Below are 26,178 nucleotides of genomic sequence, written 5' to 3'. Positions count from 1 at the left end.
TTCCATGAGCACCAAAATCTACGTTGGCAATCTGCCTTACTCCGTGACCGATTCCAGCCTGAAAAGCAATTTTGCTGAATTCGGAAGTGTGACCTCCGCCAAAATCATGATCGATCGCGACAGCGGTCAATCTAAAGGGTTTGCGTTTGTAGAGATGGCCTCTGCCGATGCTTGTCAAGCCGCTATTACTGCGCTCAATGGAATGTCGGTTGATGGACGCTCGATCGTCGTCAACCTTGCAAAACCTCGCGAAGAAGGACGTGGCTCCGGCGGCAACCGCGAATTCCGCGCCAGCTCTCGTCCTAACGTTGGCTATGGCAATGATGGCTATGGCGGCGGTACTGGCTACTGATTTAGCTACACACTCAAAAAACGCCCCACAATTGAGGGCGTTTTTTTGTGCCTGGAGATCGCCACTGGCAGGAAAAACTTATAGGCTGCTGGGTGACAATATTGAGCCAATTTGCGGCGATCTCGGGCTTGCCTGGGACCATACATCTCAAGTGCAGTGACTTCTGCGCAGGAGCAAACTATTCATGTCCCAATCGCGCGATTTCAATTTCGCAGCAGTAGAAGCCGCCCTTTCTTACAGCTTTGCAGGTGAGCTCAAGATTGGTGGAAACTATGTCTCCGTTGTCCGCCATGGCAACCAGGTGTTCATCAGTGGCCAGATCCCCCGCGTTGACAATGAAGTTGTCGTCACCGGAAGAGTTGGGGCAGAGGTATCTGTAGCAGAGGCGCAGCGTGCGGCAAAAGTATGCACCATGCGCGCACTGGCACTGCTACGGCAAGAGCTTGGCTCACTTGGCAGAGTTCAACGTATTTTGCGAATCACAGTGTTTGTCCAATGTGCGCAGGATTTCACTCAGCAAAGCGAGGTTGCAGATGGTGCATCCGAAGTACTTTATGCCGTCCTTGGTGATGCAGGTGTTCACACGCGAACATCGGTAGGCGTCTACCAACTCCCCAAAAATGCAGCAGTAGAAATAGATTTGATCGCTGCAGTCACGTAGTTATTAGAAATCTGTCAGCAACTGCCGTGCAGCAGCAGACAGATTTTCACGGTCACATCCACTATTCAAGCGGCCAGCTTCGCTGGCTTCTTGGCTGGCTCGTGCTGGGAGAACACTGTCAAAACGATCCCCAATCATCGTCATCCTTATTCGTCGATTGCTGAGCACCTGCCATCATTGCAGGGCGACGCAATGCTGGCGCCCTATCTTTGATGACTGAGCCTTGAGGACGCTCTAGCGTAGGGGCTGGATTAGTTTTTCGAGCCGGTGCAACAAACGGAGCCATTTCAGCGCCAGCCGTGTGCTCAAACGCTGATAGCTTGAAGACTGCGACGGCCCCCACCAATGACTGGGCCTGATTGTTCAAACTGCTAGCTCCAGCCGCCATTTCCTCTACGAGAGCGGCATTTTGCTGAGTGGTTTGGTCCATCTGCGTGACTGCCTCGCTAATCTGGGCCATACCAGTGCTTTGCTCATGACTTGCTGCACTGATTTCTCCCATCAGATCGGTGACTCTGCGAATTGCAGTAACCACTTCGGTCATAGTTTTACCGGCCTTGTCGACAAGCTGCGAACCATGCTCAACACATTCAACGCTGGTATTAATCAATAACTTTATTTCTTTGGCAGCTTCCGCACTACGCTGAGCCAGGGCCCGTACTTCGCTGGCCACCACTGCAAAGCCTCGGCCTTGCTCGCCCGCACGGGCGGCTTCTACTGCCGCATTCAGAGCAAGAATATTTGTCTGAAAGGCAATGCTGTCGATCACACTGATGATGTCGGCAATTTTATTGCTGCTCGCATCAATGTTCTTCATGGTTTCAACCACTTCAGCGACTACTTCGCCACCTTGAGCGGCAACGGAAGAAGCGCTGATTGCCATCTGATTGGCCTGGCGCGCGTTGTCGGCATTCTGTTTTACTGTAGCGCCGAGCTGCTCCATGGAGGCCGCAGTTTGCTCCAGCGCACTCGCCTGCTCTTCTGTGCGGCTGGATAAGTCACTATTGCCCACTGCAATCTGAGCGCTGGATGCAGCAACGCCCTGAGCATCGCTGCGCACGGTGGTCACTGTTTTGACCAAACTTTGCTGCATGCGCTGCAAAGCGTTGAGCAACTGCCCCATTTCATCTTTGGACTTCACTGTGATTTGCTCACTCAGGTCGCCACCTGCCACGCGATCTGCCACTGCGACTGCCTGGGCCAGCGGGCGGGTGATGGACCTGGTAATTGCAACAGCCAGGAAAATTGCAAGGGCCATTGCGACAACGCTGGTGATCAAAACATTACGTGATAAGTCGCGAGCTGCTGCTTCTGCTTGCTGGCTTGCTCGCTCTGAATCTTTTGTCTGAAGATTCAGAATTTCTCGAATGACATTTTGATATTCAAGCTGTGTCGGCCGCAGTTTGGTTTCAAGCAAGACCAAGGCTTCATCTCTTTGATTTTTATCGAGAAGCTCAATAAATTCGTTGCCAAATTTATGAAATTCTGCTCGCCCCTGCTTTAACTTGTCGACCAATGCCGAACCTTGTTCAGAGACAGCATGCTTTTGCAGCGTTTCGACTTCGGCAGAGACTTCGCTGCGAGATTTCTGAATAACGGCACGTGCAGATGCCTGAATTTTCTCTGCCGGAAACAGGCCTAAATTACGAAATTGAATCGCTTGTTCATTGGCACCATCCGTGATGTTGTTCAACGTTCTGATAACAGGAATTTGGCTCTGGGTAATTTCAGTGAGCACCGTACTTTGTGTAGACGACCCCCAAAGTGCCACTCCCCCCAACACCAGTAGCAGAGCCATCATGGCCATGAACACCAGAGTCATTCGGACAGAGATTTTCAAACGATCCATTCATACTTCTCCTGTTATCAATACATTGCTTATTGCTACAGTTTTGTTTTTTAAAATGAAATGAATTGCAACAAACTGTGTCTTTTATTAAAGCATTAAAATATTTATTTTTTGAAAAATTCGTCCCGTGGTTTTCCCTGTCATCAAACATCCATTAAGAAAATTAATAAATATTGATTTTTCAAATATTAAAATCAACCACCTTCTCATCAGTTTTGCGAAAAACTCCTACATACAATAAATCTGATTACCGATGAGCCGCACTATCTTCAGAATATTCTCAATAATATGTATTAAGCAGCTCAGTGATATCTACATGGCCGCTGATACGAGCCGGTGTCATCACATCCACACGGTTTACCCGGCAATGTCAAAGTTGTGGCTCGCTTGGTGGCCCGTGGGGCTGTACGCCGTGCACCTGGCCGCTCAACCTGTGTACGTCATCTGTCCCTCAGCACAGCAAAATTGCGCGCGGGATTGGATACGGGGTCAGCGCGAGAACGACATGCGGTTTTACACAGCCTTATGCCGAATAAGACAGGTAGACATCGGACAGTGTAGACAAGAAAAAAGCCCGTTCTCGCAGGGAGAAACGGGCTTATGCAGGACGAGCTTGGATCAAGCTGTTTTTATTCGTGGTGCGCGGGGCGGGACTCGAACCCGCACAGTGTTGCCACCGTCAGGACCTAAACCTGGTGCGTCTACCAATTTCGCCACCCGCGCGGTCTTGCTTAACTGCAGAGCTGGTGGATCACAAGCCTGAGTTATAGGTCAATAAAAGATTTTAACCGCGAAAATACACCTGACGCACGCTCCCTCACATCATTTTTCTGGCAAATACTCAACGCCAGGACGCTTCACACGGAAGCAGGCGGCATACATGGCAGGCAAAGCGAACAATGTCAGCACCGTAGCCACGACCAGCCCTCCCATGATGGCGACAGCCATGGGTCCCCAGAAAACACTGCGCGACAAAGGGATCATGGCCAGCACGGCGGCAGCTGCCGTCAACACAATCGGCCGAAAGCGCCGCACAGCAGCCTCCACAATGGCATCCCAGGTTGGAACACCACGCTGCCGATCGGTTTCGATCTGATCGATCAAAATAACCGAATTGCGCTGAATCATCCCCATCAGCGCAATCACACCCAGCAGTGCTACAAAGCCAAAGGGCCGGTTGAGCAACAGCAAAGCTGCAGCAACACCTGCAATGCCCAGCGGCCCAGTCATGAACACCAGCAACGCCCGGCTAAAACTATGAAGCTGCAGCATGAGCAAGGTGAACACCAGAAACAGCATGACGGGAATGCCTGCTGCAATCGATGAAGCACCTTTTGCACTCTCTTCCACAGCACCAGCTACCACAATGCGATAGTCGCCCAGACCCTTCTCGCGCCACTGCGCCTGCAGCTTGTCCATGTCTGGCTTGAGCGCCTGCGTCAATGTCGCTCCTTGCATACCGTCACGCACATCACCCTGCACAGTAATGGCATAGCTGCGTGCATCTCTCCAAAGTACGCCTGGCTCCCAGCCCAAAACAGGCTGAGCAATTTGCGCCAGCGGGATGGATTTACCAGATGACGTGGGCAAATAGGCTGCTGCCAAGTCATCCATCGCATCACGCTCATTCAAGGGCTGGCGCAATACGATGTTGATGAGTTTGTCCCCTTCGCGGAACTGACCAATCGTGGCCCCCGTCAGCATGGTCTGAGTGGCTTGCGCAATCGATTGACTGCTCACCCCCAGGGCCCGCGCTTTTTCTTGATCGACTTGCAAACGCATGACTTTGACTGACTCATTCCAGTTGTCATTCACGCCACGCATATCAGGATGCTTGCGCATCACATCTTTGACTTGGTCAGCCAGCTGGCGCAACTGCGAAGCGTCTGCCCCGACTACACGAAACTGCACCGGATATGGCACCGGAGGGCCACTTGGCAGCAATTTTGCGCGTGCACGCACCTCAGGAAAGGCTTGCGCCAAGCTCGCTGGCAATGCCTTCATCAATTGATCGCGCTCTTTAAGCCCCTGTGTCATCACAATAAATTGCGAGACATTGCTCTGTGGAAACACTTGATCCAAAGGCAAGTAAAAACGTGGCACGCCGGAGCCGACCCAGACGGTGACATCCTTGACACCGCCTTGTGCCTGTAAATAAGTTTCCATGCGCTGCACAACCTGCTGGTTGCCGGCAAAGGACGTGCCTTCAGGAAACCACGCGTCTACCAAGATTTCAGGTCGATTGGAATCTGGAAAGAACTGCTGCTGCACCCGCGTCATACCAAACACCCCCAGCGCAAATACCACGGCAGTCGCTCCAATGGTCAGCCAGCGATGTTCCACACACCAGTAAACAGCAGCGCGAAAACGTTGATAGAAAGGGCTATCGAATACTTCATGGGGATCGTGCTCAATACCCTCCCGGGCTTCTCGGGCCTTGGGTTCTTTCAGAAAAATACTGCCGAGATACGGAACAAAGTACACAGAGACCACCCAGCTAATGATCAGGGCGATCACAGTCACCGCAAAAATTGCAAAGGTGTATTCGCCGGTCATGGACTTGGCCATGCCAATGGGCAGAAAACCTGCGGCAGTAATCAAGGTGCCGGTCAACATCGGCATGGCCGTGATGTCATAAGCGAAGGTGGCAGAGCGCAGCTTGTCATAGCCCTCTTCCAGCTTGCGCACCATCATCTCGACAGCAATGATGGCATCGTCCACCAGCAAACCCAGCGCAATGATGAGTGAACCCAGCGATATTTTATGCAAGCCAATGCCCCAGTACCACATGGCCAGAAAGGTGGCTGCGAGCACCAGGGGGATGGTCACCGCCACCACCAATCCGGGCCGAGGATCAATGTACCAACGCCTCCACCACACCGTTGCAGTTGTGCGTTTGTGCAAACCCAGGCTGATAAAACTCACGGCCAGCACCACCACCACGGCCTCGATCAGCACCTTGATGAACTCATTGACGGAATCCGTGACGGCCTTGGGCTGGTCTTGAATATTGACCAGGCTTACCCCTGCAGGCAGCGTCAACGCAATCTGCTCCACCGATGCATGCAGGGCTTTACCCAGCCCTACGATATCGCCACCCTTGCTCATTGAAATACCCAGAGCAATTACTTCTTGCCCGTTGTGGCGCACCTTCACGCCAGGGGGGTCTTCGTAACCTCGCTCAATATCCGCAATATCGCCAAGACGCAGTTGCACACCAGTAGCAGCGCGCACAGGCATGGAACGCACCTGCTCCACTGCATTGAACTGCCCAGCTACACGCACCTGAACCTGCTCCTGAGGCGTTTGCAGCACGCCTGAGCCTTCGATCGCATTTTGCTGATTCAGCTGTGCAATAACCTGGTTGATATCCAGCCCCATAGGGGCCAGGCGCTTTTGCGACAGCTCGACAAAAATGCGCTCATTCTGGACGCCAAACATCTCCACCTTGGCGACATCTTTGACTCGCAAAAGCTGCTGGCGCGCATCATCGGCAAAGGTTTTCAGCTCTGCATAGCTGTAACCATCGCCAGACAGACCATAAATGACGCCGAATACATCACCGAACTCGTCATTAAAAAATGGGCCCTGCACACCCTGCGGCAAGGTGTAGCGCATGTCGCCAATTTTCTTGCGTACGGTGTACCAAAGATCGGTCACATCCTGTGGTCGCGAGTTGTCTCGCAACTGAAAGATGACCTGAGACTCTCCCGGCTTGGAGTAGCTGCTGATCTTGTCTGCGTAGGGCACCTCCTGCAGGGTGCGCTCAATCTTGTCCGTCACCTGCTCTGCTACCAACTGGGCAGAAGCACCCGGCCAGTAGGTGCGAACTACCATGGCCCTGAAGGTGAAGGGAGGGTCTTCATCCTGACCCAGCTGAAAGTAAGCAGTGCCTCCCAGCAATAAGATTGCCACCAGCAAATAGCGTGTCAGGGGAATATGCTGCAGCGCCCAGCGCGAAAGATTAAAGCCTGTTTTTTCAGGCGCCTGGTTCGAAGAACTCATCTCTGACTCCAAGCTTAGCGCGCTGTTTCGGGGTAACGGGGCTGATAAACACTGACCTTCTGCCCTTCAGTTAGCACATGCGTGCCCGCCGCTACCAGTTGCATGCCCGGCTGCACGCCAGCAGTGATCAAGATCTCATTGCCGTCAACGCCTGCCACCTCTACTTTGCGTGCGTGCACCGTCGACGTGCTGGCGTCAAATTCCCACACTGTGGAAGAGCCGCCTTGATCGAGCACCGCTGTTGACGGCAATTTGATGGCATCGTCCGAAGCTTTTTCTGCCAGATGCATGCGCACATAGGCAGTCGCTCCCAGCGCTGGCTGGTCAGCGCCTTGCACCTTTACCTTGGCGGCATACGTGCGCGTTACAGGGTCTGCACTGGCACCTAGCTCTCGCACAGTGCCCTCCAGCAAACGGTCTTGTGACCAAATGCGCACCTGCACGATCTGCCCCAGCTTTATATGACTGCGGGCAGTTTCCGGCACCGCGACCACGACATCTCTAGCTCCATCGTGGGCCAGCTGCACCACCGGGGCCCCTGCCGCGACCACTTGCCCGGGTTCAGCCTGTACGCTCGTTATCACCCCCGCTGCGCTGGCAAGCAAACGCGTATAGCCACTTTGATTGCTCTGTGCAGAGGCCTGTGCCTGCGCCTGCTCGAGCTGCGCTTGCGCTGATTGCAAATTTGCGCGGCGTCGATCCAGCTCTACACCGCTGATAAAGCCCTGGTTCTTGAGCGCCGAAAAACGCTCCCAATCCGCTTTGGCCAAGTCACGCTGGGTTTTCGCTGCTGCAACCTGGGCCTGTGCAGCCTGGGCAGCCAACGCGTAATCTTGCCCATCCAGCTCCGCCAGCACTTGCCCCTTGCGCACCACATCACCCGCATTGACAAAGCGCTGCACGAGCTTGCCAGCCACCTGAAAACCAAGACGTGATTCGATTTGCGCACGCACCTCACCTGCGTACTCCACCTCTGTATTCAAGGCATGCGCACCAACTTCGATGAGTTTGACAGCACGAATGGGCTCGGGTGCCGGGGCCTGTCGTGAACACGCCGTCAGCAACCCTAAAACAACTGCACCAACAAAAAGGCCCTGAATGGGCCGCACAACAAAGAAGGAAGGCATGTGAAATGTGGTTACTGACTAATTGGTTAGCAATCTAAGGAAGGCCACGCCTGCTGTCAAGCGACAATGCTGCAGTGAATGCTCCAGACCCCACCCGCACCCAAGCAAGCCCGGTGACGCACTACGAGAACTTTCCCGTAGCGTCATGGCTGTGCCCGGCCCATCTGCGTCAGCCTGTCGCGGCCATCTACGCTTTTGCCCGGGCGGCTGATGACATCGCTGACGAAGGCACAGCGACCGCTGCACAGCGCCTGGCCGAGCTGCAGTCATACCGCGCACAGTTGCATGCCATTGCACAAGGGCAAGCACCCCAGCCACGATGGATGGCCATCTTTGGCCCTTTGCAATTGAATATTCAACAGCACCAGTTGCCCGTGGCGCTGCTGGATGATCTGCTCAGCGCCTTCATTCAAGACATTGAAAAAACGCGCGATGCAGCCACCTATGCCGACCGCGCTGAGCTGCTCGATTACTGCCGCCGCTCTGCCAACCCGGTTGGCCGGCTGCTGCTGCATTTGTACGGCGTGCACAACGAGCAGGCGCTACAGCAAAGTGACGCCATCTGTACAGCGCTGCAGCTCATCAACTTTTGGCAAGACCTGAGCGAAGACATTCCACGCGGGCGCCACTACCTCACCGATGCAGACTGCGCGCAGCACGGAGTGAGCCGCCACGAACTTGCTTTGCTAGAAGTGACCCCGGGCATTGAAAAGCTCATAGCGTCCAACGTCTTATGGGCAAGGCAAAGCATGCAAAACGGTCTCAACCTGGTTCACGGTCTGCCTGGTCGTATCGGCTGGGAGCTGCGCCTGGTAGTGCAAGGCGGGCTGTGCATTTTGGACAAGGTCCAAGCGCAGCGTGGTCACAACCTGCATGCACGTCGCACGCTGCGCAAAACAGATATGCCGCGCATGCTGTGGCGCGCACTCTGGATGTAGTCAAAAGTACTGCAGCCATAAAAAAACCGGCGCACAGGCCGGTTTTCTTGTTGCAGCAGGCTGCTTAAAAAACAGTCTCTTGCTGCGTCTGTGCGTGGGGCAATGCCGCCTTCGATGAATCTGTGGCCGTCACTTTAGCCGTACTACCTGCCTTGGCCGCTGGGCTGTAGTTGCTCACATAAGCGCTAGTTGCAGTACCAGCCTCCAGCACAAACTGCGACGACATGCTGGCCATCTGCCGCGCTTGTTCTTGCAGTGAACTGGAGGCTGCTGAGGTCTCTTCCACCAACGCTGCGTTTTGCTGGGTGACATCATCCAGATTGGCAACGGCATCGTTGATTTGCGCCAAGCCCTTGGATTGCTCGCGGCTGGCGTCCGCAATCTCGCCAACGATGTCTGACACGCGGGCAATGCTCTGGACGATGTCCTGCATGGTGCGGCCAGTACGGTGCACTTGCTCGCTACCTGTGCGCACCCGGTTGACGGAGTCGTTGATCAGGACCTTGATCTCCTTGGCCGCTTCAGCCGAGCGGCCAGCCAAAGAGCGCACCTCGCTGGCCACCACGGCAAAGCCACGGCCTTGCTCCCCGGCACGCGCGGCTTCTACCGCTGCATTCAAGGCCAAGATATTGGTCTGGAAAGCAATGCTGTCAATCACACCGATGATGGCCTCAATCTTCTTGGCCGAGGTGTTGATGTCTTCCATGGTGGACACCACCTCTGACACCATTTGCCCGCCCTTGGCGGCCACATCAGTGGCACCGCGCGCCAGTTCGCTGGCGCGAATGGCGCTGTCCGCGTTTTGCTGCACGGTGCTGGAAAGCTCTTCGGTGGCAGCTGCCGTTTGCTGCAGCGATGCAGCCTGCTGCTCCGTGCGCATCGACAAATCACCCGTACCCGCAGCCACCTGGGTTGACGCACCAGCAATGGCATCAGCACCGCTGCGTACTTTGGAGATGATGTCATGCAGATGGCTGCGCATGTCTTCCATCTGTACCAGCAGCTCCGTGATTTCATCTTTGCCGCTGGAGGTGACACGCTGCGAAATATCTCCCGCTGCAATGGCCTGGGCTGTGTGGTGCGCTGATTTAAAGCCCTGACTCATTCGACGCAGCAAGGAAATCGACAGCACCGTCGCAGGCAGACCACCCAGCAGCACGCACAAGGCAAACACCAAAATACTGACGTGGTAGCGCGCATCAGCGGCTTGGTAAGCCTCGTCCGCTTGCGTTACCTGCAAGCCCTTGAACGCGCCAACCAGCGCCACCAGCATGTCGCCTTCTTCACGACCCATGGCCAGGAAGCGCGACATCAGGTCGCTGCTGAAGTCACCCGCCTCCATGCTGCGCACCAGCTCGCTGAGCTTTGCGTTCCAATCGGTTTGCACGCGAATGGCTTCGGCGAACATGTCTTTCTCCATGCCAGGAGAAATCATCTTGTCCAGCTCTTTTTGCCACTCCATGCCTTGCTGCAGGCCATGCTTGACCAGATCCAGATGCAATGAAACGGGGTGGTCGTGCAAACTGGCCAGCGAGCTATCGGGCGCATGCTGAAACGACAAAAGCATCTGCATGCGCGATTGCAACACGCTCTCGTTGATCGAATCTGCCAGCAAAATGCGCTGGAGTGATTCATCGTGCAGGGCTCGCAGACTGTCACGCGAGCTCATCAACCCATGCCAACTCATGCCAATGACCACCGCCATGGATAAAAAGTAGCCACCAAAAACCAGCATGTAGCGCTGAGTTAACCGCAGGGAATTGAAGCTGGGCATCTCGTTCGATGTATCTAATTGCAACCTCTTGATCTTAGAGGCTGCCCCCCAAAAACAGCACACCAAAACAGTGCCGACGATTGATGCACATCAAGAGCACGCTGCTTCCACCGCATTTGCGGGACAGAACCCAAGGCATGGGACAATCCATCGCAATATGAATCCGGAAACTTACGTCCAAGAAAAAGCAGCTGCATCGGGCAGCAGCTTTTATTACGCTTTTCTATTTCTACCCGCCAACCGCAGAGCGGCCATTACCGCGTTCTATGCATTTTGCAGAGAGGTGGATGACGTGGTGGATGACGTGCAAGACCCGGGCGTAGCAGCGCAAAAGCTGGCGTGGTGGCAGCAAGAAGTGGCACAGGCCTTTGCAGGCAAGCCCACGCACCCGGTCATGCTGGCGTTGATGCCTCACACCCAGCCATTTCAAATTGAGCAACGCCACCTGCAAGCCGTGATTGAAGGCTGCCAGATGGATCTGGACCAAACCCGCTATCTGGACTACCCCGGCCTGCAGCGCTACTGCCACCTGGTCGCCGGTGTGGTGGGAGAAGTGGCTGCGCGCATTTTTGGCCAGACCGATGAAGCCACCACCGCCTACGCCCACAAGCTGGGGCAAGCATTTCAGCTGACCAACATCATCCGTGATGTGGGTGAAGACGCCCTGCGCGGACGCATTTACCTGCCCATCAGCGATTTGCAGCAGTTTGATGTGAAGGCGCATGAAATCACCAAGCGCGAGTACTCCGATCGCTTCACGGCATTGATGCGCTTTCAGGCCCAGCGTGCGCACCAGCTGTACGAAGAAGCGTTCGCTCTGCTGCCCGCACAAGACCGGCGCACGCAAAAGCCCGGTCTGATGATGGCCAGCATCTACCGCACGCTGCTGCGCGAGATTGAGGCTGAAAACTTCCAGGTACTGCACCAGCGCATTGGCCTGACACCGCTGCGCAAGCTGTGGCTGGCGTGGAAGATGCAAGCGCTGGGCCGCATGTAGCAGTGACCGGCACAGCAACACCTCGGTGCATAGCCATCATTGGCGGTGGCTGGGCAGGCATGGCTGCAGCGGTACAACTGCAGCAGCAGGGCCAGCACGTTCACATCTTTGAAGCCAGCCGCATCTGGGGTGGCCGCGCGCGCGCACTGACTCTGAACGGCCCTGCTGGCCAAGCGTGGACCGTCGATAACGGCCAGCACATTCTGATTGGCGCCTACCAGGGGTGCCTGCAGATGCTGCAGACCGTGGGCGTGGATGCATCGGCAGCAATGCTGCGGCTGCCACTGGATTTGCGCTACATGGATGGCCAGGGGCTGCACCTGCCCCATTGCAGCCCGCCATGGGATGCCGCCATTGGCATTGCCCGCGCCAGAGGCTGGAGCTGGAGCGAAAAACTGGCGCTGGTGCGCACCGCCCACCGCTGGCAGCGCAACCGCTTTAACTGCGCCCCCGGGGCCACGGTGGCAGATATCTGCCACGGCTTGCCCGCGCGGTTGATGCAGGATTTTGTCGATCCCCTGTGCATCTCAGCCCTCAACCTGCCTGCCACACAGGCCAGCGGCCCCATCTTCTTGCGCGTGCTGCAAGACGGATTGTTCAGCGGACAGGGCGGCTCCAACCTGCTGATTCCGCGCACAGATCTGAGCAGCCTCTTTCCCGCCACAGCCGTCCAGTGGCTGCAAACGCGTGGCACGCAGGTGCACCTGGGGGCAAGAGCCCAGGCACTGGCCCATGACGCTGATACCGCGCAATGGCGGGTCAACGGGCAAGCGTTTGATTCGGTGGTGCTTGCCACCTCCTGCGCAGAAGCTGCACGGCTGGTAGAGCAAGCACAGCTGTCAGCAGCTTGGCAAGCCAGAGCAGCGCCGTGGGCGGCGGTGGCCCACGCCCTGCCGCACACAGCAATTGCCACGGTCTACGCTTTCAGCCATCAGCCTTTGCGCAATGGCAAGCTGCTGCCCGCGCCCATGGTGGCGCTACGCAGCCATGCCGGGGCGCCCGCGCAGTTTGCGTTTGACAAGGCCCAGCTGAACGGGCCGGAAGGTTTAATTGCGCTGGTGGTCAGCGCCAGCCATGGCGATAAGGACACGCTGCAAACCCAGGTGCTGGAGCAAGCCCGCACCCAGTTGCAGCTGCCTGATTTGCAGGCACTTCAAACGGTGATCGACAAACGCGCAACTTTTGCCTGCACGCCGCTGGTGCAGCGCCCTGCGCACCAGATACTGCCCGGCCTGTGGGCATGTGGTGACTATGTGGATGGCCCCTACCCGGCGACGCTGGAAGGAGCGGTGCGCAGTGGCATGCAGGTGGCACAAGATATTGCGCTCACCTGAATAAAATTTAAAAAAAGAGCTGCTAGCGCTTATCCACTAGTCATTTCAGATACTTATCTATCTGAAATGCTTTAAGGCTAAGCGCTGGCAGCTCTCTTTTTAATATTTACTTGTGCTCCAGATACCACTGGATAACGGCCTTGGCGATAAAACCAATAAAGCCGACGGACAAGCCCAGGAACAGCACAAAAGTGCCGAACTTGCCCGCTTTGGATTCCCACGCCAAATGCCCGATGATGAACAGCATGAAGACAATGAAGGCCCCAATGCCATAGGTCAGAAAAAATTCAGAGATTTGTTCTTCTGTAAAACCAAAAATCACAACACGTATCCTCGAAACCGCAAAGCGCTTGGTGTGCGCTAACCGACTGCCTCGCGCAGCGCAAAGTCTGATGCATCCACCAAATCACGGTAGGCATGCCAGCTGGCATGGCCCAGCATGGGGATCACCAGCACCAGACCCAGCAACAGCGACGCCAAGCCCAACAACGTAAACATCACAATCAGCGCCGCCCACAAAGCCATGGCAATGGGGTTTTGCAAAATCACAGACCAGCTAGTGAGCACGGCCTGCGACAAAGTCACTTTGCGATCCATCAATAAAGGCATAGAAATAACGCTGGATGCAAAGATGGGCGCTGCCAGAAAGCTGCCCAGTGCCAGCCACAGGTGAAACAGCGTGCCATCGGGTGCCAGCACCACGTACTGCATGAAGTCCATCGGCGTAGCAATACGCACCGGCGCCATCAAGGTAATCAGTGACGCAGAGACCAGCACCCAGCCCGTGGCCGAAATGGCCAGCAGCAGCCCGAACTGCACCAGACACCAGTAGTCATTGCCCAGCTTGCTTTGCCCTTGCTGCCAGTGCATCCACGTGCGTCGCACCAGGCGCCAGCTCACTGGCTCTTTACGCTCCAATGCGCGGCTGATTGCATACAAACTGGTCGCCACCACCGGGCCCACCACCAGAAAACCAGACAGCGCGCCCGCCATCAACCAAAAGCGATTGTGCCCCACCAGCAAGATGGCCGCCCCTAGCAGCGCCAGGAAAACGCCGTGTGACAAGCTAAGCAGCGGGGTGCGGCAAATATCCCTCCAGCCCAGCGCCAGCCAGGTCAATGGCTGCATCCATCCGATGCGCAGCGCTACAGGCAGATCCAGGCTGGGTGCACGAGACAAGGTATTGGGCATGCGCGGACTCCTCTTTCCCCATGGGGCAATGGTCACTCAGGCCGCCAGCAAGTCACATAAATCCAACAAGCTGCTGACCGTTGTGGGGGGGTGCTGTTCCTCTATGGGCCAATCTAAGCCGCTGCGATTGAGCCAAACAGCGTGCATACCCGCATCCCGTGCAGCGACTGCATCCAACTTGGCATCGTCTCCTACATGCAAGATGGCGGACAGCGGCAGCTCCAGTGATTGGGCCGCGCAGTGAAAGATGCGCACATCGGGCTTGGCAAAGCCCGTGCGCGTAACGTTAAAGCTGTCCTGAAAGAACTGCCCCAGCCCGATTTGCTCAATGTCAGAGTTGCCGTTGGTCACAGCCACCACGGGCCAGCGCGCCGCCAGACGCTCCAGGGCGGGCACGGCATCACCAAACAGCTCAACGCGCTGGCGCGCTGCAAAGAAAATTTCAAAGGCCGGCATAGCCAAATTTTCATCATCGCCTGCCTGGCACAAAGCCTGGCGGATGGATGCCTGGCGCAAACCGCTCAGATCGTGGCGCAGGTCCGGGCGCTCTTGCTCGACTCGATTGCGGATGGCTCGTAATGCTTCTGGCGTGCTGAACAATTGTGCAGTCTGAGCAGCGTGCTCTTTTAACCATAGCAACAAGACTTCTTCAGCGCGGCGAATGGTGGGCCAGATGGGCCACAGCGTATCGTCCAGATCAAGCGTAATGGCGCGAATTTTTGATGGGTCAAACATGGCCCAAGAATACTGGAGCACACAAGCACTGCATCCATGCCGGTCTTCAAAGGCCCAAGCTTTTGTCACAATGGTGCCCATGCTGTCACGCTTTGCCCCCGAACCCCAACTCCCCGCAGGCCAACCTGAACGCACCGCCATTTTGCTGTGCAATCTGGGTACGCCCGATGAGGCCACGCCTGCCGCCGTGCGCCGCTATCTGGCGCAGTTTCTGGCAGATGACCGCGTGGTGGAAATCCCCAAACTGGCCTGGTGGCCCATCTTGCACGGCATTATTTTGCGCACCCGCCCCAAAGCGTCGGCAGCCAAATACGCCACCGTGTGGAACCAAGGCGGCGCTACAGGCTCCCCCCTGCTGTACTTCACCGAGCGTCAGGCCAGCTTGCTGTGCGACTGGCTGGGGCAGGCCGGTGCCAACGTACTGGTGGCCCCTGCCATGCGCTACGGCAACCCTTCGATGGCATCGCAACTGGATGCCCTCAAAGCGCAAGGCGCCACCCGTATTCTGGTTTTGCCGCTGTACCCCCAGTACTCAGGCACCACCACTGCCAGCGTGTGCGATGCCGTGTATGACTGGGCCAAAACACAGCGCCATATTCCTGAGCTGCGCTTTGTGCAGCGCTACCACGACCACCCCGGCTACATCGACGCGCTGGCCCAGACCGTAGAGCAACACTGGCGTGAAAACGGCAGGGCACAAAAGCTGGTGCTCAGCTTTCACGGCGTGCCTGAGCGCACCTACCAATTGGGCGACCCCTACCGCGACGAATGCCTGACCACGGGCCGCCTGCTGGCACAGCGACTGAATCTGAGCGATGCGCAATATGTGCTCACCTTCCAGTCACGCTTTGGCAAGGCCAAGTGGCTGGAGCCGTACACCGAGCCCACCTTGGTGGAGATGGCCAAGCAGGGGCTGGAGAGTGTGGACATCATGTGCCCCGGCTTTACCAGCGATTGCATCGAGACCCTGGAAGAGATCAACATGGAGGCGCGCGAAGCCTTTGTGCACGCAGGCGGCAAGGACTACCGGTTCATTGCGTGCCTGAACGACCACAGCGCCTGGATCACTGCGCTGCGCGACATTGCACAGCAGCACATGCAAGGCTGGCCTGTTCAGCCACAGCCGCGCAATCAGACTTAATCAGGCTTAGTTTGGGCGCGCACCTGCGGGTTACCCAGCAGGTGCGCACACTAATTGCTTGCACATCGGTGCACAGGGCAAGCTTGACCCTTCACTTTCCAAAGTTCGACCGATGACTACCCCCCTCAATTTGCCGCCTCAAGGGCTGACGCCCACCCACGAACAGATCTGCCGCCATCTGCGCCACACCCAGCAAGTGGCTGAACGCGCCATCGCTTTGGGGCACCACCCGTTTGGTGCCATTTTGGTGGGCCCGGACCAGGAAACCGTGTTGATGGAGCAATGCAACATCGACACGGTGAACCACGCCGAATCGACCCTGGCGCGCATGGCTGCCACCAACTTCACGCCCGAGTATTTGTGGGGCTGCACGCTCTACACCAATGTTGAGCCTTGCTGCATGTGCGCAGGCACGGCCTACTGGGCCAATATTGGCCGCGTGGTGTTTGGCATGACCGAGCACGAGCTGCTGCACTGCACGGGCAGCCACGGAGAGAACCCCACCATGAGCGTGCCCTCGCGCTACGTGTTTGACCACTGCCAAAAGCCGGTGCAGCTGATTGGCCCCGTGCCAGAGATGGCCGCTGAAATCGCCCAATTGCAGCAGCGGTTCTGGGCATCGCGCTAGAGGGCGCTGCACCGGACTGCACCTATCAACGCCTGCAGGGTTCGCGCACGCGAATGGCATGAATGCACACTTTGCGCAGGTGTTGCTGCCATATACCGCCGAGCTGCACGGCTGTTACGCCAGCGCCAGCCAGGCAGCAGCGGCCCTGCCTAGAATCACACTCCGAATCTGCGGCCTGCGTTTTCTGCGCAGGTTTTTGGCACGCCCTGTACCCGGCGCTGCTGCACAACTTGGCTGGCTCTTTGGCCCCGAGGTCTTTGCACCTTGGGGGTTTTGCTTTTTGTAGAAACACCACTTGGTGAAGCTTCAAAAAACAACAAGGAAAACCACAGCCATGACCTCCCCCTCTTGCGCACCCACGGGCCAGCTAACGGCCATCAACAGTTACAGCTGGAAAGCCCTGGCCGGCTCTGCCGTCGGCTACGCCATGGACGGCTTTGACCTGCTGATTTTGGGCTTCATGCTCAGCGCCATCTCGGCAGACCTGAACCTCACGCCCGGTCAGGCTGGCTCGCTGGTCACCTGGACGCTGATTGGCGCCGTGTTTGGCGGCATTGTGTTTGGCGCACTGTCAGACCGCTACGGCCGCATTCGCGTGCTGACCTGGACCATCATGCTGTTTGCCGTGTTCACAGGGCTGTGCGCTTTTGCCACTGGTTACTGGGATTTGCTGATCTACCGCACCATCGCCGGTATTGGTCTGGGCGGTGAATTTGGCATTGGCATGGCGCTGGCTGCAGAAGCCTGGCCAGCGCGCCACCGTGCGCGCGTGTCCTCGTATGTGGCGCTGGGCTGGCAAGTGGGTGTGCTGGCGGCAGCCTTGCTGACCCCGCTGCTGCTGCCTGTGATTGGCTGGCGTGGCATGTTTTTGGTGGGGGTGATTCCGGCCATTGTTGCCTGGGTGATTCGCAACCGCATCCACGAACCTGAGGTGTTTGTGCGCAAGCCAGCAGCCACCAAAAGCCAGCGTTTTGAAGCCTTCAAACTGCTCATCAAAGACAAGGCCACCACCAAGATCAGCCTGGGCATCATTGTGCTGACCTCGGTACAGAACTTTGGCTACTACGGCATCATGATCTGGATGCCCAGCTTTCTGTCCAAGCAACTGGGTTTCAGCCTGACCAAGTCTTCGATGTGGACCGCTGTGACCATCGTGGGCATGATGGCCGGCATCTGGATTTTTGGCCAACTGGCCGACCGCATTGGCCGCAAGCCCAGCTTCCTGATCTTCCAGCTGGGCGCAGTCATCATGGTGCTGACGTACTCGCAACTGTCGGACCCCACCGCCATGCTGTGGGCTGGCGCGGTACTGGGCATGTTTGTCAACGGCATGATGGGCGGCTACGGCGCGGTGATGAGCGAGGCCTACCCCACCGAGGCACGCGCCACGGCGCAGAACGTGCTGTTTAACATTGGCCGCGGCGTGGGTGGTTTTGGCCCCGTTGTGGTGGGCGCAGTGGCCATGAGCTACGGCTTTCAGATGGCCATTGCCATGCTGGCGGCCATCTATGTGCTGGACATGATTGCCACGGCGTTCCTGATTCCGGAACTCAAGGGCAAAGAGCTGCAATAAACTGCACGGCTGGAGCCAGCGCCCTGCGCTGGTTACCACAAAAAAAGAGCTGCCATCGCTTGCTGAGCCTTGTTTTCAGATACTTTCATATCCAAGAACCAAGCTATATATGCGCTGGCAGCTATTTTTTTAGATAAGCCGGTGCACCCAATTTTGCACCGGGTCACTATTTCATCTCAGGCTCAATCGGCCTTGATGTTGGCCTCTTTGACCACCTTGGCCCACATGGCGTAATCACGCTTGACCATGTCGCCCAGTGCCTTGCTGTCCATGAAGTCAGCCGTTGCACCCTGGTCCAGTGCCTTCTTCTGGAAAGAGGCATCGCTGAGCATGTTGCGCACATCGGTCTCCAGCTTGCGCACAATGTCTTTCGGTGTTTTGGCAGGTGCAAACAGCGCAAACCACGAGGTGGCATTCACGCCCGCAAAACCGGTCTCAGCAGTGGTGGGCACCTTGGGCAGGCTGGGCAGACGCTCTTTGCCCGTTACCGCCAGCACCTTGAGCTTGCCTGCCTGAATGTGGGCCATGAAGGGGGGCGCTGTACCAAAGGTCAGGTCCACCTGGCCGCCCAGCAAGTCCTGCAAGGCCGGGCCTGTGCCCTTGTAAGGCACGTGCACCATTTGAATGCCTGCCGCCTGCTCCAGCTGAACGCCGGTGACGTGCTGCAGCGATCCGTTGCCCGAGGAGGCGTAGTTGAGCTTCATGGGGTTGGCTTTGGCATACGCCACCAGCTCCTGCATGGTGTTGGCGGGCAGGTCGCCGCGCACCACCACGATTTGTGGAGCCGACAGCACATTGGCCACGGGCACAAAGTCGGCCAGCTCCCAGCTGGACTTGCCCAGATGGGGCGAGATCACATGAAAGCCCGAGTACTGCATCAGCAGGTTGTAGCCATCGGCCTCGGCGCGCTTGACCTGTGCGGCTGCAATGTTGCCGTTGCCACCGCCCTTGTTTTCCACCACGATGGTCTGGCCCAGCACGGGGCCCAGTGCCTGCGCAGTCATGCGGGCGGCCAGATCGGTGGTGCCACCAGCGGCAGCGGGCACCACCATGTTGATGGGCTTGCCGGGGTAGCCGGCCTGCGCTGCTGCAGTGCCTGCAAAGCCCAGCGCCAGGCCTGCGGCCAAAGCCAGCTGGCCAAATTGTTTGCGGTTCATGTTCATGGTTGTCTCCTTGGTTTTGTTATCAGGCCTTGCTGGCCCTGTGGTGCAAAGCATCAGCCCTGTTGCTGTTGTGCCTGCATCCGCTCTTGCGCACGGGTGCGCACTTGCTCAAACGATGCTGGCCTGGGGTGCAACTGCTGCACAGGCCCGGCTTTCACAATCGCACTGGGTATGTCGTGCCCAATCAGCGCGGGCAAACTGGCCGCCACACGGGTCAAGGCCGTCAAATCCACGCCGGTGTCGTAGCCCATCAACTGCAGGGCATGCACCAGCTCTTCGGTGCAGGCATTGCCGCTGGCACCCGGTGCATAGGGGCAGCCGCCCAGCCCCCCGACCGAGGCATCAAACCGGTCTGCGCCTGCGGCAATGGCCGCCAGCGCATTGGGCAGCGCCATGGCGCGTGTGTCGTGAAAGTGCAGCGTCAGCGTGGTGCCGGGCCAGCGCGCCTTAAAGGCGGTAACCAGCGCGTGCACCTGCGTGGGGTGGGCCATGCCTGTGGTGTCGCACAGCGTGATGCCTTGCACACCCGCATCGACAAAACTCTGCACCCAGGCCAGCACTTCATCGGCAGGCACATCCCCTTCCATGGGGCAGCCAAAGCTGCACGACAGCGACACGTTGATGGCCACACCACCGCGCTGCGCCACAGCAATCACTTCTTGCAGCGCTGCAAACGACTGGGTGCGCAGCATGCGCAGGTTGCACAGGTTGTGGGTTTCGCTGACGGACATCACCAGATTGAGCTCATCAGCACCTGCCGCCATGGCGCGCTCTGCACCCTTGACGTTGGGCACCAGGCATGTCATCACCGTGCCGCTGGGGCGCTCAATGCCGCGCAGCACTTCTTGCGCATCGGCCAGCGCTGGAATGGCAGTGGGCGAGACAAAGGCCGTCACCTCCACCTTGGCCATGCCCGCTGCAGACAGCGCGTTGACCATGGCGATCTTGTCTGCCGTGGACACAAACACTTTTTCCATCTGCAGGCCATCGCGCGGGCCCACTTCCTGGATGTAAATGCGCCGCCCGCCGCCGTTCCATACATGCTGTGCATTCATTGGATGACTCCCTGTGTGCGCAACTGGGCAATTTGCGCGCTGCTTAAACCCATGTCTGCCAGCACAGCGTCGGTGTCATCACCCAGTCTGGGGGCGCTGGAGCGAATAGTGCCCGGCGTTGCCGACAGCTTGGGAACAATGCCCGGCACTTCCACGCTGTAGCCATCGCGTGTCTCCTGCGCCAAAATCATGTCGCGGGCGCGGTAGTGCGGGTCTTCGCAAATGTCTTTGGCGGTGTAAACGCGCCCGGCGGGCACACGTGCGGTGCCCAGCTGAGCCAGCACATCGTTGATGCTGCGCGGCTGCGTCCATGCGCCGACGGCGGCATCAATTTCCTGCACCCGCGCCACACGGCCTGCGTTGTTGGCCAGATCGGGGGCATTGCCCAGATCGTCACGGCCAATGGTCTGCATCAGCCGCTTGAAGATGCTGTCGCCATTGCCCGCCACCAGCACCCAGCCATCGGCGCAGGGGTAAGCGTTGGAAGGCGCAATGCCGGGCAAGGCACTGCCCGCCGCTTCACGCACCGCGCCAAAGGCGCTGTACTCGGGGATCAGACTTTCCATGACGTTGAACACCGCCTCGTGCAGCGCCACGTCAATCACCTGTCCTTTGCCGCCATTGACCTTGCGGTGGTACAGCGCGGTGAGCACGCCAATCGTGCCGTGCAAGGCGGCCAGGGTGTCGCCGATAGAGACACCTACGCGCACCGGCACGCGGCCCGGCTCCCCCGTCAGGTGGCGCAGGCCGCCCATGGCCTCCCCCACTACGCCAAAACCGGGCAGGTCGCGGTAGGGGCCGGTCTGGCCGTAGCCAGAAATGCGCAAAATCACCAGACCGGGGTTCAGCGCATGCAGCTCCTCGGGCGACATGCCCCAGCCCTCCAGCGTGCCGGGGCGAAAGTTTTCAATCAGTACATCGGCTTCTTTGAGCAACTGCCGCGCCAGCTCTTGCCCCTGCGACTGGCGCAGGTCCAGCGCCACCGACTTTTTGTTGCGCGACTGCACCTGCCACCACACCGAGGTGCCTTCCTTGATCATGCGCCAGTTGCGCAGCGGATCGCCCGCGCCCGGCGCTTCAATCTTGATAACTTCGGCACCAAACTCACCCAGCGTCTTGCCTGCGAAAGGGCCAGCGATGAGCTGCCCCATCTCCACCACCCGCACACCGGCCAGCGCACCGGCTTGCAGCTGTGGCAACTTGTTCATTGTTTCTTGCATCTTGTCATTCCCTGTGGGCCCAGCTGAGGCGCAGCGCGCAACCCCGGCTGAAGACGCATGATGCAAAAGAGTTTTCAGTCTTCAAAACGCTGTTTTGCGCAACTGCCATCGCATTTCGGCATAGCAGACAGAAAACATAGTGAATACCCTTGTATTTCGAGCTATATAAACAAGAGCGCAATGCTGTTTAAGCAAAGCAAAATGCAGGCATGCGACTCGACCCCATCTCCTTGCGCCTGTTTGTTGCTGTCATGGAAGAGCAGGCCATTGCCCGTGCTGCCGTGCGCGAGCACATTGCCACCTCTGCTGCCAGCCGCCGTTTAGCCGAGCTGGAAGCCCAGCTGCAAGTGCGCCTGTTTGAGCGCAGCAACCGCGGCATTGCACCCACGCCTGCGGCCTATACCTTGCTGGATCTGGCGCGCAACGTGCTGGGGGAGATGGATGGCATCACACGCCACATGCGCGAGTACGGCAGCGGCATGCGCGGGCATGTGCGCATGGTGGCCAACATCTCGGCCATCACCCAGTTTCTGCCTGCGCAGCTGCAAAGCTTTATGAGCCAGCACCCGGAGGTGCAGGTCAACCTTCTGGAAAAAGTCAGCAGCGAAATTGCCCTGGCCGTAGCGCAGAACACCGCAGACTTTGGCATCCTGAACGCGGGCAACTACGGCGGCGATCTGGCCTACGTGCCCTACCGCCAGGATGAGCTGATTTTGATTGCCCCCAGCGGTCACCCGCTCACCCACAGCACGCACGTCACCATGCAGCAAGCGCTGGCCTATGACTTTGTGGGCGCGCATGCGGGCAGCGCCATCAACGGCCTGCTCAACCGCAGCGCAGCACTGCTGGAGATGCCGCTGAAGCTGCGCATTCAGGTCACCAGCTACGACGCGCTGTGCCTGATGGTGGCCTCCGGTCTGGGCGTGGGCATCTTGCCGCGCCAAAGCGCAGCGCTCTATCAGGGCAGCCTGCCCATTCAAGCCATGACGCTGGCAGAGCCCTGGGCACACCGCCAATTGGTGCTGTGCATGCGCGCATACAGCGCGCTGCCCCCGGCTGCGCGCACGCTGGTTGATCACCTGACTCAGGCACCCGCCGGCCCCACTGACAGCCCTGCGGCCACCGCCACGCAGTCGTAACGGCACCGCCCTCCGCTATGCTTGGCGCCACAGCCACCCTGAGGCCACCACCATGCACGCTTACGCAGACCTTCCCCAACTGATTGCGCAATGCCAGCACCTGCATCTGTCCGCGCTGGAGCCAAGGCGCACGCTGCATCTGCCCAGCTGGCAAGAAGAGTGGGACGACAACATCGCCATGCTCACCAGCTTTGTGCAGGAAAGCCTGTACGGCATGCCCATGACCGACATCGATGCCGATGACCAGCAAGATGCCTGCCTGCAGTGGGAAAACGCTGCGCAAACGGCCTCCACACTGCTGCGCCTGGCACTGGATCGCGGTGTGCCAGCCCATCTGCTGCGCCCCCTGTATCTGAGTGTGGTGTCTGTGTGGCGTGAATATGCGGCGGTGCTTGAGCAGGCGCGCCATGCAGGCAGTGCGCACACACCCCAGGCCATTCGTCCGGAGACTGCGGAGTACCAGTTCGCGCTGCAGCTGCTGGCCATGGCGGTGCTGCTGGATGAGGAAGGGGAAATCCCCGCCATCGTTGAGCACCTGCTGCACGGGCGCACCGACCGCCTGCTGGACTACCTGAGCGCAGCCGCCACAGGCTTGCTGGAAGCGTCGGACGAGTGCCTGCACCCCCAGCCCTTTGAAGGCTTGAGCGAGTTTTTTGACCAGTATGGCGACATCACGCCCGAGCCCTTGCTGCCCTATGTGGATCAGCACTACAGCCGGTTTTTTGCACTCACTGCCCAGGCTCAGAAAAATCACCCCCGCCTCAAAGGTGCTCAGGCCTGGGGCTGGTGGGCGCTGGAAGCGGGTGCGCTGGTGGCCCTGTATGGGCTGGACGACAGCGCACTGCGTGAGCTGCCCCACTACCCGGCCGATCTGGTGGACTACGCAATGGGTGTGCGCGACTGACCACCTGCGCTGAGGGCTGAAGGCCGGTGACTGGCGGCTGCTGCACGCTGCACGTCCCCTCTGGATCGGGTAGATGCAAATAGCAGCAGGCTATATGCAAGCAAATAATTATTCGTTGTGGGCACATTCTTGACGCAGGACAATAGAGGCTTTGCCACAGCCGTGGTTACTGCACAGTCCTTGTACGGGTGCTCCTTATGAAAAACAGACAATTCCTTGCTCTGGCACTGACGCTGGGAACCAGCGGATGGGCTTTGGCTGCGCCTGCCCTGCTGACACCCGCCGAGCTTTCACCCTTGCTGCAAAACCCCGAAGTGCGCGTGATCGATATCCGTACGCCCAAGGAATTTGCCAGCAATCACATTCCCGGCTCGGTCAATGCACCCTACGGCCAATGGCGTGGCCCCGCCACCAACCCCGGCGAGCTGCCTGACCACGACAAGCTGGTGGCTCTGGTGCAGTCGCTGGGGCTGACCCCAAAGACCCACGCGGTCGTGGTCTCGCACGGCAAAGATGCCACCGACTTTGGTGCCATGGCCCGCGTGTACTGGACGCTGAAGTCACTGGGGCTGACCGAGCTGTCCATCGTCAACGGCGGCCTCAAGGCCTGGGAAGACGCCAAGCTGCCCTTCTCCAAAGTGGCCATTCAGGTCGCCCCCAGCACCTACGCGCCCACCTTTGACGCCACATGGCTGTCCACGCGCCAAGACATCCAGCAAAACCTCAAGCTGAGCAACGCGGTGCTGGTGGACTCGCGCCCCGACGCGTTCTACCAAGGCAAGACCCAGGCGCCCGCCGCCAAAATGGCCGGCACGCTGCCCGGTGCAGTCCAGCTTGATTTCAACCAGTGGTTTGTGCCCAAGACCTCGCTGTTTGTCGATGTCGACAAAGCCAAGGCCATTGCCGCCCACATTCAGGTGCCAGAAGGCCAGAGCGCCGTGGCGTTTTGCAACACCGGCCACTGGGCGGCCACCGACTGGTTTGGCATGAGCGAAGTGGCGGGCATTCCCAACGTGAAGCTGTACGCAGGCTCGATGGTCGACTGGACGCAGCAGCCCGATACACCGCAACTGCAAAACGCACCCGGACGGGGTGAGCAATTACTGCGCTCCACCAAGCAGTGGTGGGAACGCAAGTTCAACTAAAACAATTCAAAAAATTAAAAGTGAGCTACTAACGCATACAAGCCGTGCATTTCAAATACAAAACACTTTGAAATGCATAACCTGTAAGCGCTAGCAGCTCATATTTTTAATACCTATTGATAAGAGAGGCTGTCTTCGAATGAAGCGATTACCTTTGGCCATCATCATGGCCGTTTTCTTTGGCTGGCTGCTGTGGTCTGTCTCCGTGCGCCAGGCCGCGTTGTTTGCCGTGGGTATTGGCCTGGGTGTGGTGCTGGCTGGCAAGCGCTTTGGCTTTACCACCGGCTGGCGCATGCTGGTGGAAGACAAGGACCCGTCGGGCGTGTTCGGCCAGCTGCTGCTGCTGGCACTGGCCGCCTGCCTGGCCATGCCACTGCTGGGCCACTTTCCGGAATTGACCGCCGCACTCGGCCCCCCCAGCGTGAGCCTGATTGTGGGAGCCTTCGTGTTTGGCCTGTGCATGCAGATTGCAGATGGCTGCGGCAGCGGCACGCTGTACAAGGCGGGACTGGGCATTCCGATGAACGCGGCCATCTTGCCCGTGTTTGCCATTGGCAGCTTTTTAGGCAGTGTGCACCTGGGCTGGTGGCTGGACCTGGGCCGCACCGCACCGGTGGGCCTGGTGACTGAATGGGGCTGGGACGTAGCCCTGGCCGCCACGCTGGCCGGACTGGCGCTGGTGGCAGCAGGCGTGAGCTTTTACTGCAAGCGCGCCAACCTCCAAGCAGGCCGTCAGATCAAGCCATTGTTTGTGCGCAAGTGGGTCATCGGTGCCGTGCTCCTGGCCTTGCTGGCCACTGCCAACCTGGTGATTGCTGGCCAGCCCTGGGGCGTGGTCTACGGTTTTGGTCTGTGGGCTGCCAAGGTAGCCACGGCAACAGGCGCGGTGGACCTGTCCACCAACTGGTTCTGGACGCAGCCGGGCAACGCTGCACGCCTGACCGAAACCGTGCTGCTGGATGTAACCAGCATCACCAACATCGGTATCTTGGCCGGTGCACTGTGGGTGAGTGCCTCCACACCTGCCAGCGCCAAGCCTTTGAGTGGCAAGCAGTGGGCTGTCGCCCTGATCGCAGGCCTGGTGCTGGGCTACAGCTCACGCCTGGCATTTGGCTGCAACGTGGGCGCCATGTTCTCTGGCATTTCAACCGGCTCTATCCACGGCTGGATCTGGGTGCCGCTGGCCTTTGTGGGCACCATCTTTGGTCTGCGCATTCGCCGCCACTTTGGCTTTTAAGAAAGGGGGC

At 58.3% G+C, this 26,178-nt stretch carries 22 protein-coding genes and 1 tRNA gene; 12 read left to right on the top strand and 11 right to left on the bottom strand.

Annotated features, from left to right (window positions below; genetic code table 11):
* Positions 1 to 4: 4 nt before the first annotated feature.
* Both H9646_RS12840 and H9646_RS12835 read left to right on the top strand, forming a co-directional pair.
* Entirely contained in the window at positions 5 to 352 is a 348-nt protein-coding gene (locus H9646_RS12840; RefSeq protein WP_191723774.1) for an RNA recognition motif domain-containing protein, read from the top strand.
* 184 nt (positions 353 to 536) lie between these two features.
* Positions 537 to 1,013, top strand: a complete 477-nt coding sequence (locus H9646_RS12835; RefSeq protein ID WP_191723773.1) for a RidA family protein — start codon at positions 537 to 539, stop codon at positions 1,011 to 1,013.
* A gap of 118 nt (positions 1,014 to 1,131) precedes the next feature.
* Here H9646_RS12835 and H9646_RS12830 read toward each other — a convergent pair whose 3' ends face one another.
* The 4 genes from H9646_RS12830 to H9646_RS12815 all read right to left on the bottom strand — a co-directional run bounded on the left by H9646_RS12830 (position 1,132) and on the right by H9646_RS12815 (position 7,994).
* Positions 1,132 to 2,862 (bottom strand): methyl-accepting chemotaxis protein, encoded by a 1,731-nt coding sequence (locus H9646_RS12830; RefSeq protein WP_191723772.1) that lies wholly within the window; start codon positions 2,860 to 2,862, stop codon positions 1,132 to 1,134.
* Between the two features lie 636 nt (positions 2,863 to 3,498).
* Positions 3,499 to 3,585: transfer RNA gene (locus H9646_RS12825), tRNA-Leu, on the bottom strand.
* Positions 3,586 to 3,684: 99 nt separating this feature from the next.
* Positions 3,685 to 6,867 carry an efflux RND transporter permease subunit gene (locus H9646_RS12820; RefSeq protein ID WP_191723771.1) on the bottom strand — a complete coding sequence of 1,061 codons (3,183 nt, stop codon included), beginning with the start codon at positions 6,865 to 6,867 and terminating at the stop codon, positions 3,685 to 3,687.
* A 14-nt stretch (positions 6,868 to 6,881) separates the two neighbouring features.
* A complete protein-coding gene (locus tag H9646_RS12815; protein ID WP_191723770.1) occupies positions 6,882 to 7,994 on the bottom strand; it encodes an efflux RND transporter periplasmic adaptor subunit in 1,113 nt (370 codons plus the stop codon).
* Positions 7,995 to 8,068: 74 nt separating this feature from the next.
* Here H9646_RS12815 and hpnC point away from each other — a divergent pair, with 74 nt between their 5' ends.
* On the top strand, positions 8,069 to 8,932 hold the full coding sequence (hpnC, locus tag H9646_RS12810; RefSeq protein ID WP_318244921.1) for a squalene synthase HpnC: 864 nt from the start codon (positions 8,069 to 8,071) through the stop codon (positions 8,930 to 8,932).
* Between the two features lie 64 nt (positions 8,933 to 8,996).
* Here the strand turns inward: hpnC and H9646_RS18645 are convergent, their stop codons facing one another.
* A complete protein-coding gene (locus tag H9646_RS18645; RefSeq protein ID WP_287915350.1) occupies positions 8,997 to 10,706 on the bottom strand; it encodes a methyl-accepting chemotaxis protein in 1,710 nt (569 codons plus the stop codon).
* Between the two features lie 157 nt (positions 10,707 to 10,863).
* On the opposite strand from H9646_RS18645, the gene hpnD reads away from it, so the two are divergent.
* Both hpnD and hpnE read left to right on the top strand, forming a co-directional pair.
* Positions 10,864 to 11,703 (top strand): presqualene diphosphate synthase HpnD, encoded by an 840-nt coding sequence (gene hpnD / locus H9646_RS12800; protein ID WP_191723769.1) that lies wholly within the window; start codon positions 10,864 to 10,866, stop codon positions 11,701 to 11,703.
* Positions 11,673 to 13,037, top strand: a complete 1,365-nt coding sequence (gene hpnE / locus H9646_RS12795) for a hydroxysqualene dehydroxylase HpnE (protein WP_318244920.1) — start codon at positions 11,673 to 11,675, stop codon at positions 13,035 to 13,037. The genes hpnD and hpnE overlap by 31 nt, the downstream gene beginning before the upstream one ends.
* Before the next feature lie 106 nt (positions 13,038 to 13,143).
* Here the strand turns inward: hpnE and H9646_RS12790 are convergent, their stop codons facing one another.
* From H9646_RS12790 to H9646_RS12780, 3 genes are read right to left on the bottom strand one after another with little or no spacing between them, the layout of a single operon-like run.
* On the bottom strand, positions 13,144 to 13,359 hold the full coding sequence (locus H9646_RS12790; protein WP_191723767.1) for a DUF2788 domain-containing protein: 216 nt from the start codon (positions 13,357 to 13,359) through the stop codon (positions 13,144 to 13,146).
* A 38-nt stretch (positions 13,360 to 13,397) separates the two neighbouring features.
* Positions 13,398 to 14,228, bottom strand: coding sequence for a DUF2189 domain-containing protein (locus H9646_RS12785; protein ID WP_191723766.1), 831 nt, complete (start codon positions 14,226 to 14,228; stop codon positions 13,398 to 13,400).
* A 36-nt stretch (positions 14,229 to 14,264) separates the two neighbouring features.
* A complete protein-coding gene (locus tag H9646_RS12780; protein ID WP_318244919.1) occupies positions 14,265 to 14,984 on the bottom strand; it encodes an HAD-IA family hydrolase in 720 nt (239 codons plus the stop codon).
* Between the two features lie 58 nt (positions 14,985 to 15,042).
* Here H9646_RS12780 and hemH point away from each other — a divergent pair, with 58 nt between their 5' ends.
* The 3 genes from hemH (at position 15,043) to H9646_RS12765 (ending at position 18,305) form a co-directional block, all read left to right on the top strand.
* Entirely contained in the window at positions 15,043 to 16,104 is a 1,062-nt protein-coding gene (hemH, locus tag H9646_RS12775; RefSeq protein ID WP_191723765.1) for a ferrochelatase, read from the top strand.
* A 112-nt stretch (positions 16,105 to 16,216) separates the two neighbouring features.
* The gene (locus tag H9646_RS12770; protein ID WP_191723764.1) at positions 16,217 to 16,732 is read left to right on the top strand and encodes a nucleoside deaminase; all 516 of its coding nucleotides are present in this window, start codon (positions 16,217 to 16,219) and stop codon (positions 16,730 to 16,732) included.
* 334 nt (positions 16,733 to 17,066) lie between these two features.
* Positions 17,067 to 18,305, top strand: a complete 1,239-nt coding sequence (locus H9646_RS12765) for an MFS transporter (protein ID WP_191723763.1) — start codon at positions 17,067 to 17,069, stop codon at positions 18,303 to 18,305.
* A 182-nt stretch (positions 18,306 to 18,487) separates the two neighbouring features.
* Here the strand turns inward: H9646_RS12765 and H9646_RS12760 are convergent, their stop codons facing one another.
* Genes H9646_RS12760 through H9646_RS12750 form a run of 3 tightly spaced genes read right to left on the bottom strand, consistent with a single transcriptional unit; the run spans position 18,488 to position 21,743 of the window.
* A complete protein-coding gene (locus tag H9646_RS12760) occupies positions 18,488 to 19,468 on the bottom strand; it encodes a Bug family tripartite tricarboxylate transporter substrate binding protein (RefSeq protein ID WP_191723762.1) in 981 nt (326 codons plus the stop codon).
* A 53-nt stretch (positions 19,469 to 19,521) separates the two neighbouring features.
* Positions 19,522 to 20,523, bottom strand: a complete 1,002-nt coding sequence (locus tag H9646_RS12755; protein ID WP_191723761.1) for a hydroxymethylglutaryl-CoA lyase — start codon at positions 20,521 to 20,523, stop codon at positions 19,522 to 19,524.
* The gene (locus H9646_RS12750; protein ID WP_191723760.1) at positions 20,520 to 21,743 is read right to left on the bottom strand and encodes a CaiB/BaiF CoA transferase family protein; all 1,224 of its coding nucleotides are present in this window, start codon (positions 21,741 to 21,743) and stop codon (positions 20,520 to 20,522) included. The genes H9646_RS12755 and H9646_RS12750 overlap by 4 nt, the downstream gene beginning before the upstream one ends.
* Positions 21,744 to 21,952: 209 nt before the next feature.
* On the opposite strand from H9646_RS12750, the gene H9646_RS12745 reads away from it, so the two are divergent.
* The 4 genes from H9646_RS12745 to H9646_RS12730 all read left to right on the top strand — a co-directional run bounded on the left by H9646_RS12745 (position 21,953) and on the right by H9646_RS12730 (position 26,168).
* Positions 21,953 to 22,882, top strand: coding sequence for a LysR family transcriptional regulator (locus H9646_RS12745; protein WP_191723759.1), 930 nt, complete (start codon positions 21,953 to 21,955; stop codon positions 22,880 to 22,882).
* Positions 22,883 to 22,934: 52 nt separating this feature from the next.
* Positions 22,935 to 23,786, top strand: coding sequence for a PoNe immunity protein domain-containing protein (locus H9646_RS12740; RefSeq protein ID WP_191723758.1), 852 nt, complete (start codon positions 22,935 to 22,937; stop codon positions 23,784 to 23,786).
* A 197-nt stretch (positions 23,787 to 23,983) separates the two neighbouring features.
* On the top strand, positions 23,984 to 24,931 hold the full coding sequence (locus tag H9646_RS12735) for a sulfurtransferase (RefSeq protein ID WP_191723757.1): 948 nt from the start codon (positions 23,984 to 23,986) through the stop codon (positions 24,929 to 24,931).
* A 139-nt stretch (positions 24,932 to 25,070) separates the two neighbouring features.
* Positions 25,071 to 26,168, top strand: coding sequence for a YeeE/YedE thiosulfate transporter family protein (locus H9646_RS12730; protein WP_191723756.1), 1,098 nt, complete (start codon positions 25,071 to 25,073; stop codon positions 26,166 to 26,168).
* The last annotated feature ends 10 nt before the right edge of the window (positions 26,169 to 26,178 follow it).

Origin of the sequence: Comamonas avium (assembly GCF_014836675.1) — a bacterium.
In the GTDB taxonomy this organism is placed as follows: domain Bacteria; phylum Pseudomonadota; class Gammaproteobacteria; order Burkholderiales; family Burkholderiaceae_C; genus Comamonas; species Comamonas avium.
Note: the sequence above shows the minus strand (reverse complement) of the source record. Positions and strands in the feature narration are given on the sequence as shown.

What these genes read in the sequence shown, in the direction of transcription:
- H9646_RS12820 (WP_191723771.1), bottom strand. Translation starts at nt 6,867, where the DNA reads ATGAGTTCTTCGAACCAGGCGCCTGAAAAAACAGGCTTTAATCTTTCG.
- H9646_RS12740 (WP_191723758.1), top strand. Translation starts at nt 22,935, where the DNA reads ATGCACGCTTACGCAGACCTTCCCCAACTGATTGCGCAATGCCAGCAC.
- H9646_RS12840 (WP_191723774.1), top strand. Translation starts at nt 5, where the DNA reads ATGAGCACCAAAATCTACGTTGGCAATCTGCCTTACTCCGTGACCGAT.
- H9646_RS12755 (WP_191723761.1), bottom strand. Translation starts at nt 20,523, where the DNA reads ATGAATGCACAGCATGTATGGAACGGCGGCGGGCGGCGCATTTACATC.
- hpnD (WP_191723769.1), top strand. Translation starts at nt 10,864, where the DNA reads ATGAATCCGGAAACTTACGTCCAAGAAAAAGCAGCTGCATCGGGCAGC.
- H9646_RS12765 (WP_191723763.1), top strand. Translation starts at nt 17,067, where the DNA reads ATGACCTCCCCCTCTTGCGCACCCACGGGCCAGCTAACGGCCATCAAC.
- H9646_RS12785 (WP_191723766.1), bottom strand. Translation starts at nt 14,228, where the DNA reads ATGCCCAATACCTTGTCTCGTGCACCCAGCCTGGATCTGCCTGTAGCG.
- H9646_RS12830 (WP_191723772.1), bottom strand. Translation starts at nt 2,862, where the DNA reads ATGGATCGTTTGAAAATCTCTGTCCGAATGACTCTGGTGTTCATGGCC.
- H9646_RS12730 (WP_191723756.1), top strand. Translation starts at nt 25,071, where the DNA reads ATGAAGCGATTACCTTTGGCCATCATCATGGCCGTTTTCTTTGGCTGG.
- hemH (WP_191723765.1), top strand. Translation starts at nt 15,043, where the DNA reads ATGCTGTCACGCTTTGCCCCCGAACCCCAACTCCCCGCAGGCCAACCT.
- H9646_RS12735 (WP_191723757.1), top strand. Translation starts at nt 23,984, where the DNA reads ATGAAAAACAGACAATTCCTTGCTCTGGCACTGACGCTGGGAACCAGC.
- H9646_RS12770 (WP_191723764.1), top strand. Translation starts at nt 16,217, where the DNA reads ATGACTACCCCCCTCAATTTGCCGCCTCAAGGGCTGACGCCCACCCAC.
- H9646_RS12835 (WP_191723773.1), top strand. Translation starts at nt 537, where the DNA reads ATGTCCCAATCGCGCGATTTCAATTTCGCAGCAGTAGAAGCCGCCCTT.
- H9646_RS12815 (WP_191723770.1), bottom strand. Translation starts at nt 7,994, where the DNA reads ATGCCTTCCTTCTTTGTTGTGCGGCCCATTCAGGGCCTTTTTGTTGGT.
- H9646_RS12760 (WP_191723762.1), bottom strand. Translation starts at nt 19,468, where the DNA reads ATGAACATGAACCGCAAACAATTTGGCCAGCTGGCTTTGGCCGCAGGC.
- H9646_RS12750 (WP_191723760.1), bottom strand. Translation starts at nt 21,743, where the DNA reads ATGCAAGAAACAATGAACAAGTTGCCACAGCTGCAAGCCGGTGCGCTG.
- H9646_RS12745 (WP_191723759.1), top strand. Translation starts at nt 21,953, where the DNA reads ATGCGACTCGACCCCATCTCCTTGCGCCTGTTTGTTGCTGTCATGGAA.
- H9646_RS18645 (WP_287915350.1), bottom strand. Translation starts at nt 10,706, where the DNA reads ATGCCCAGCTTCAATTCCCTGCGGTTAACTCAGCGCTACATGCTGGTT.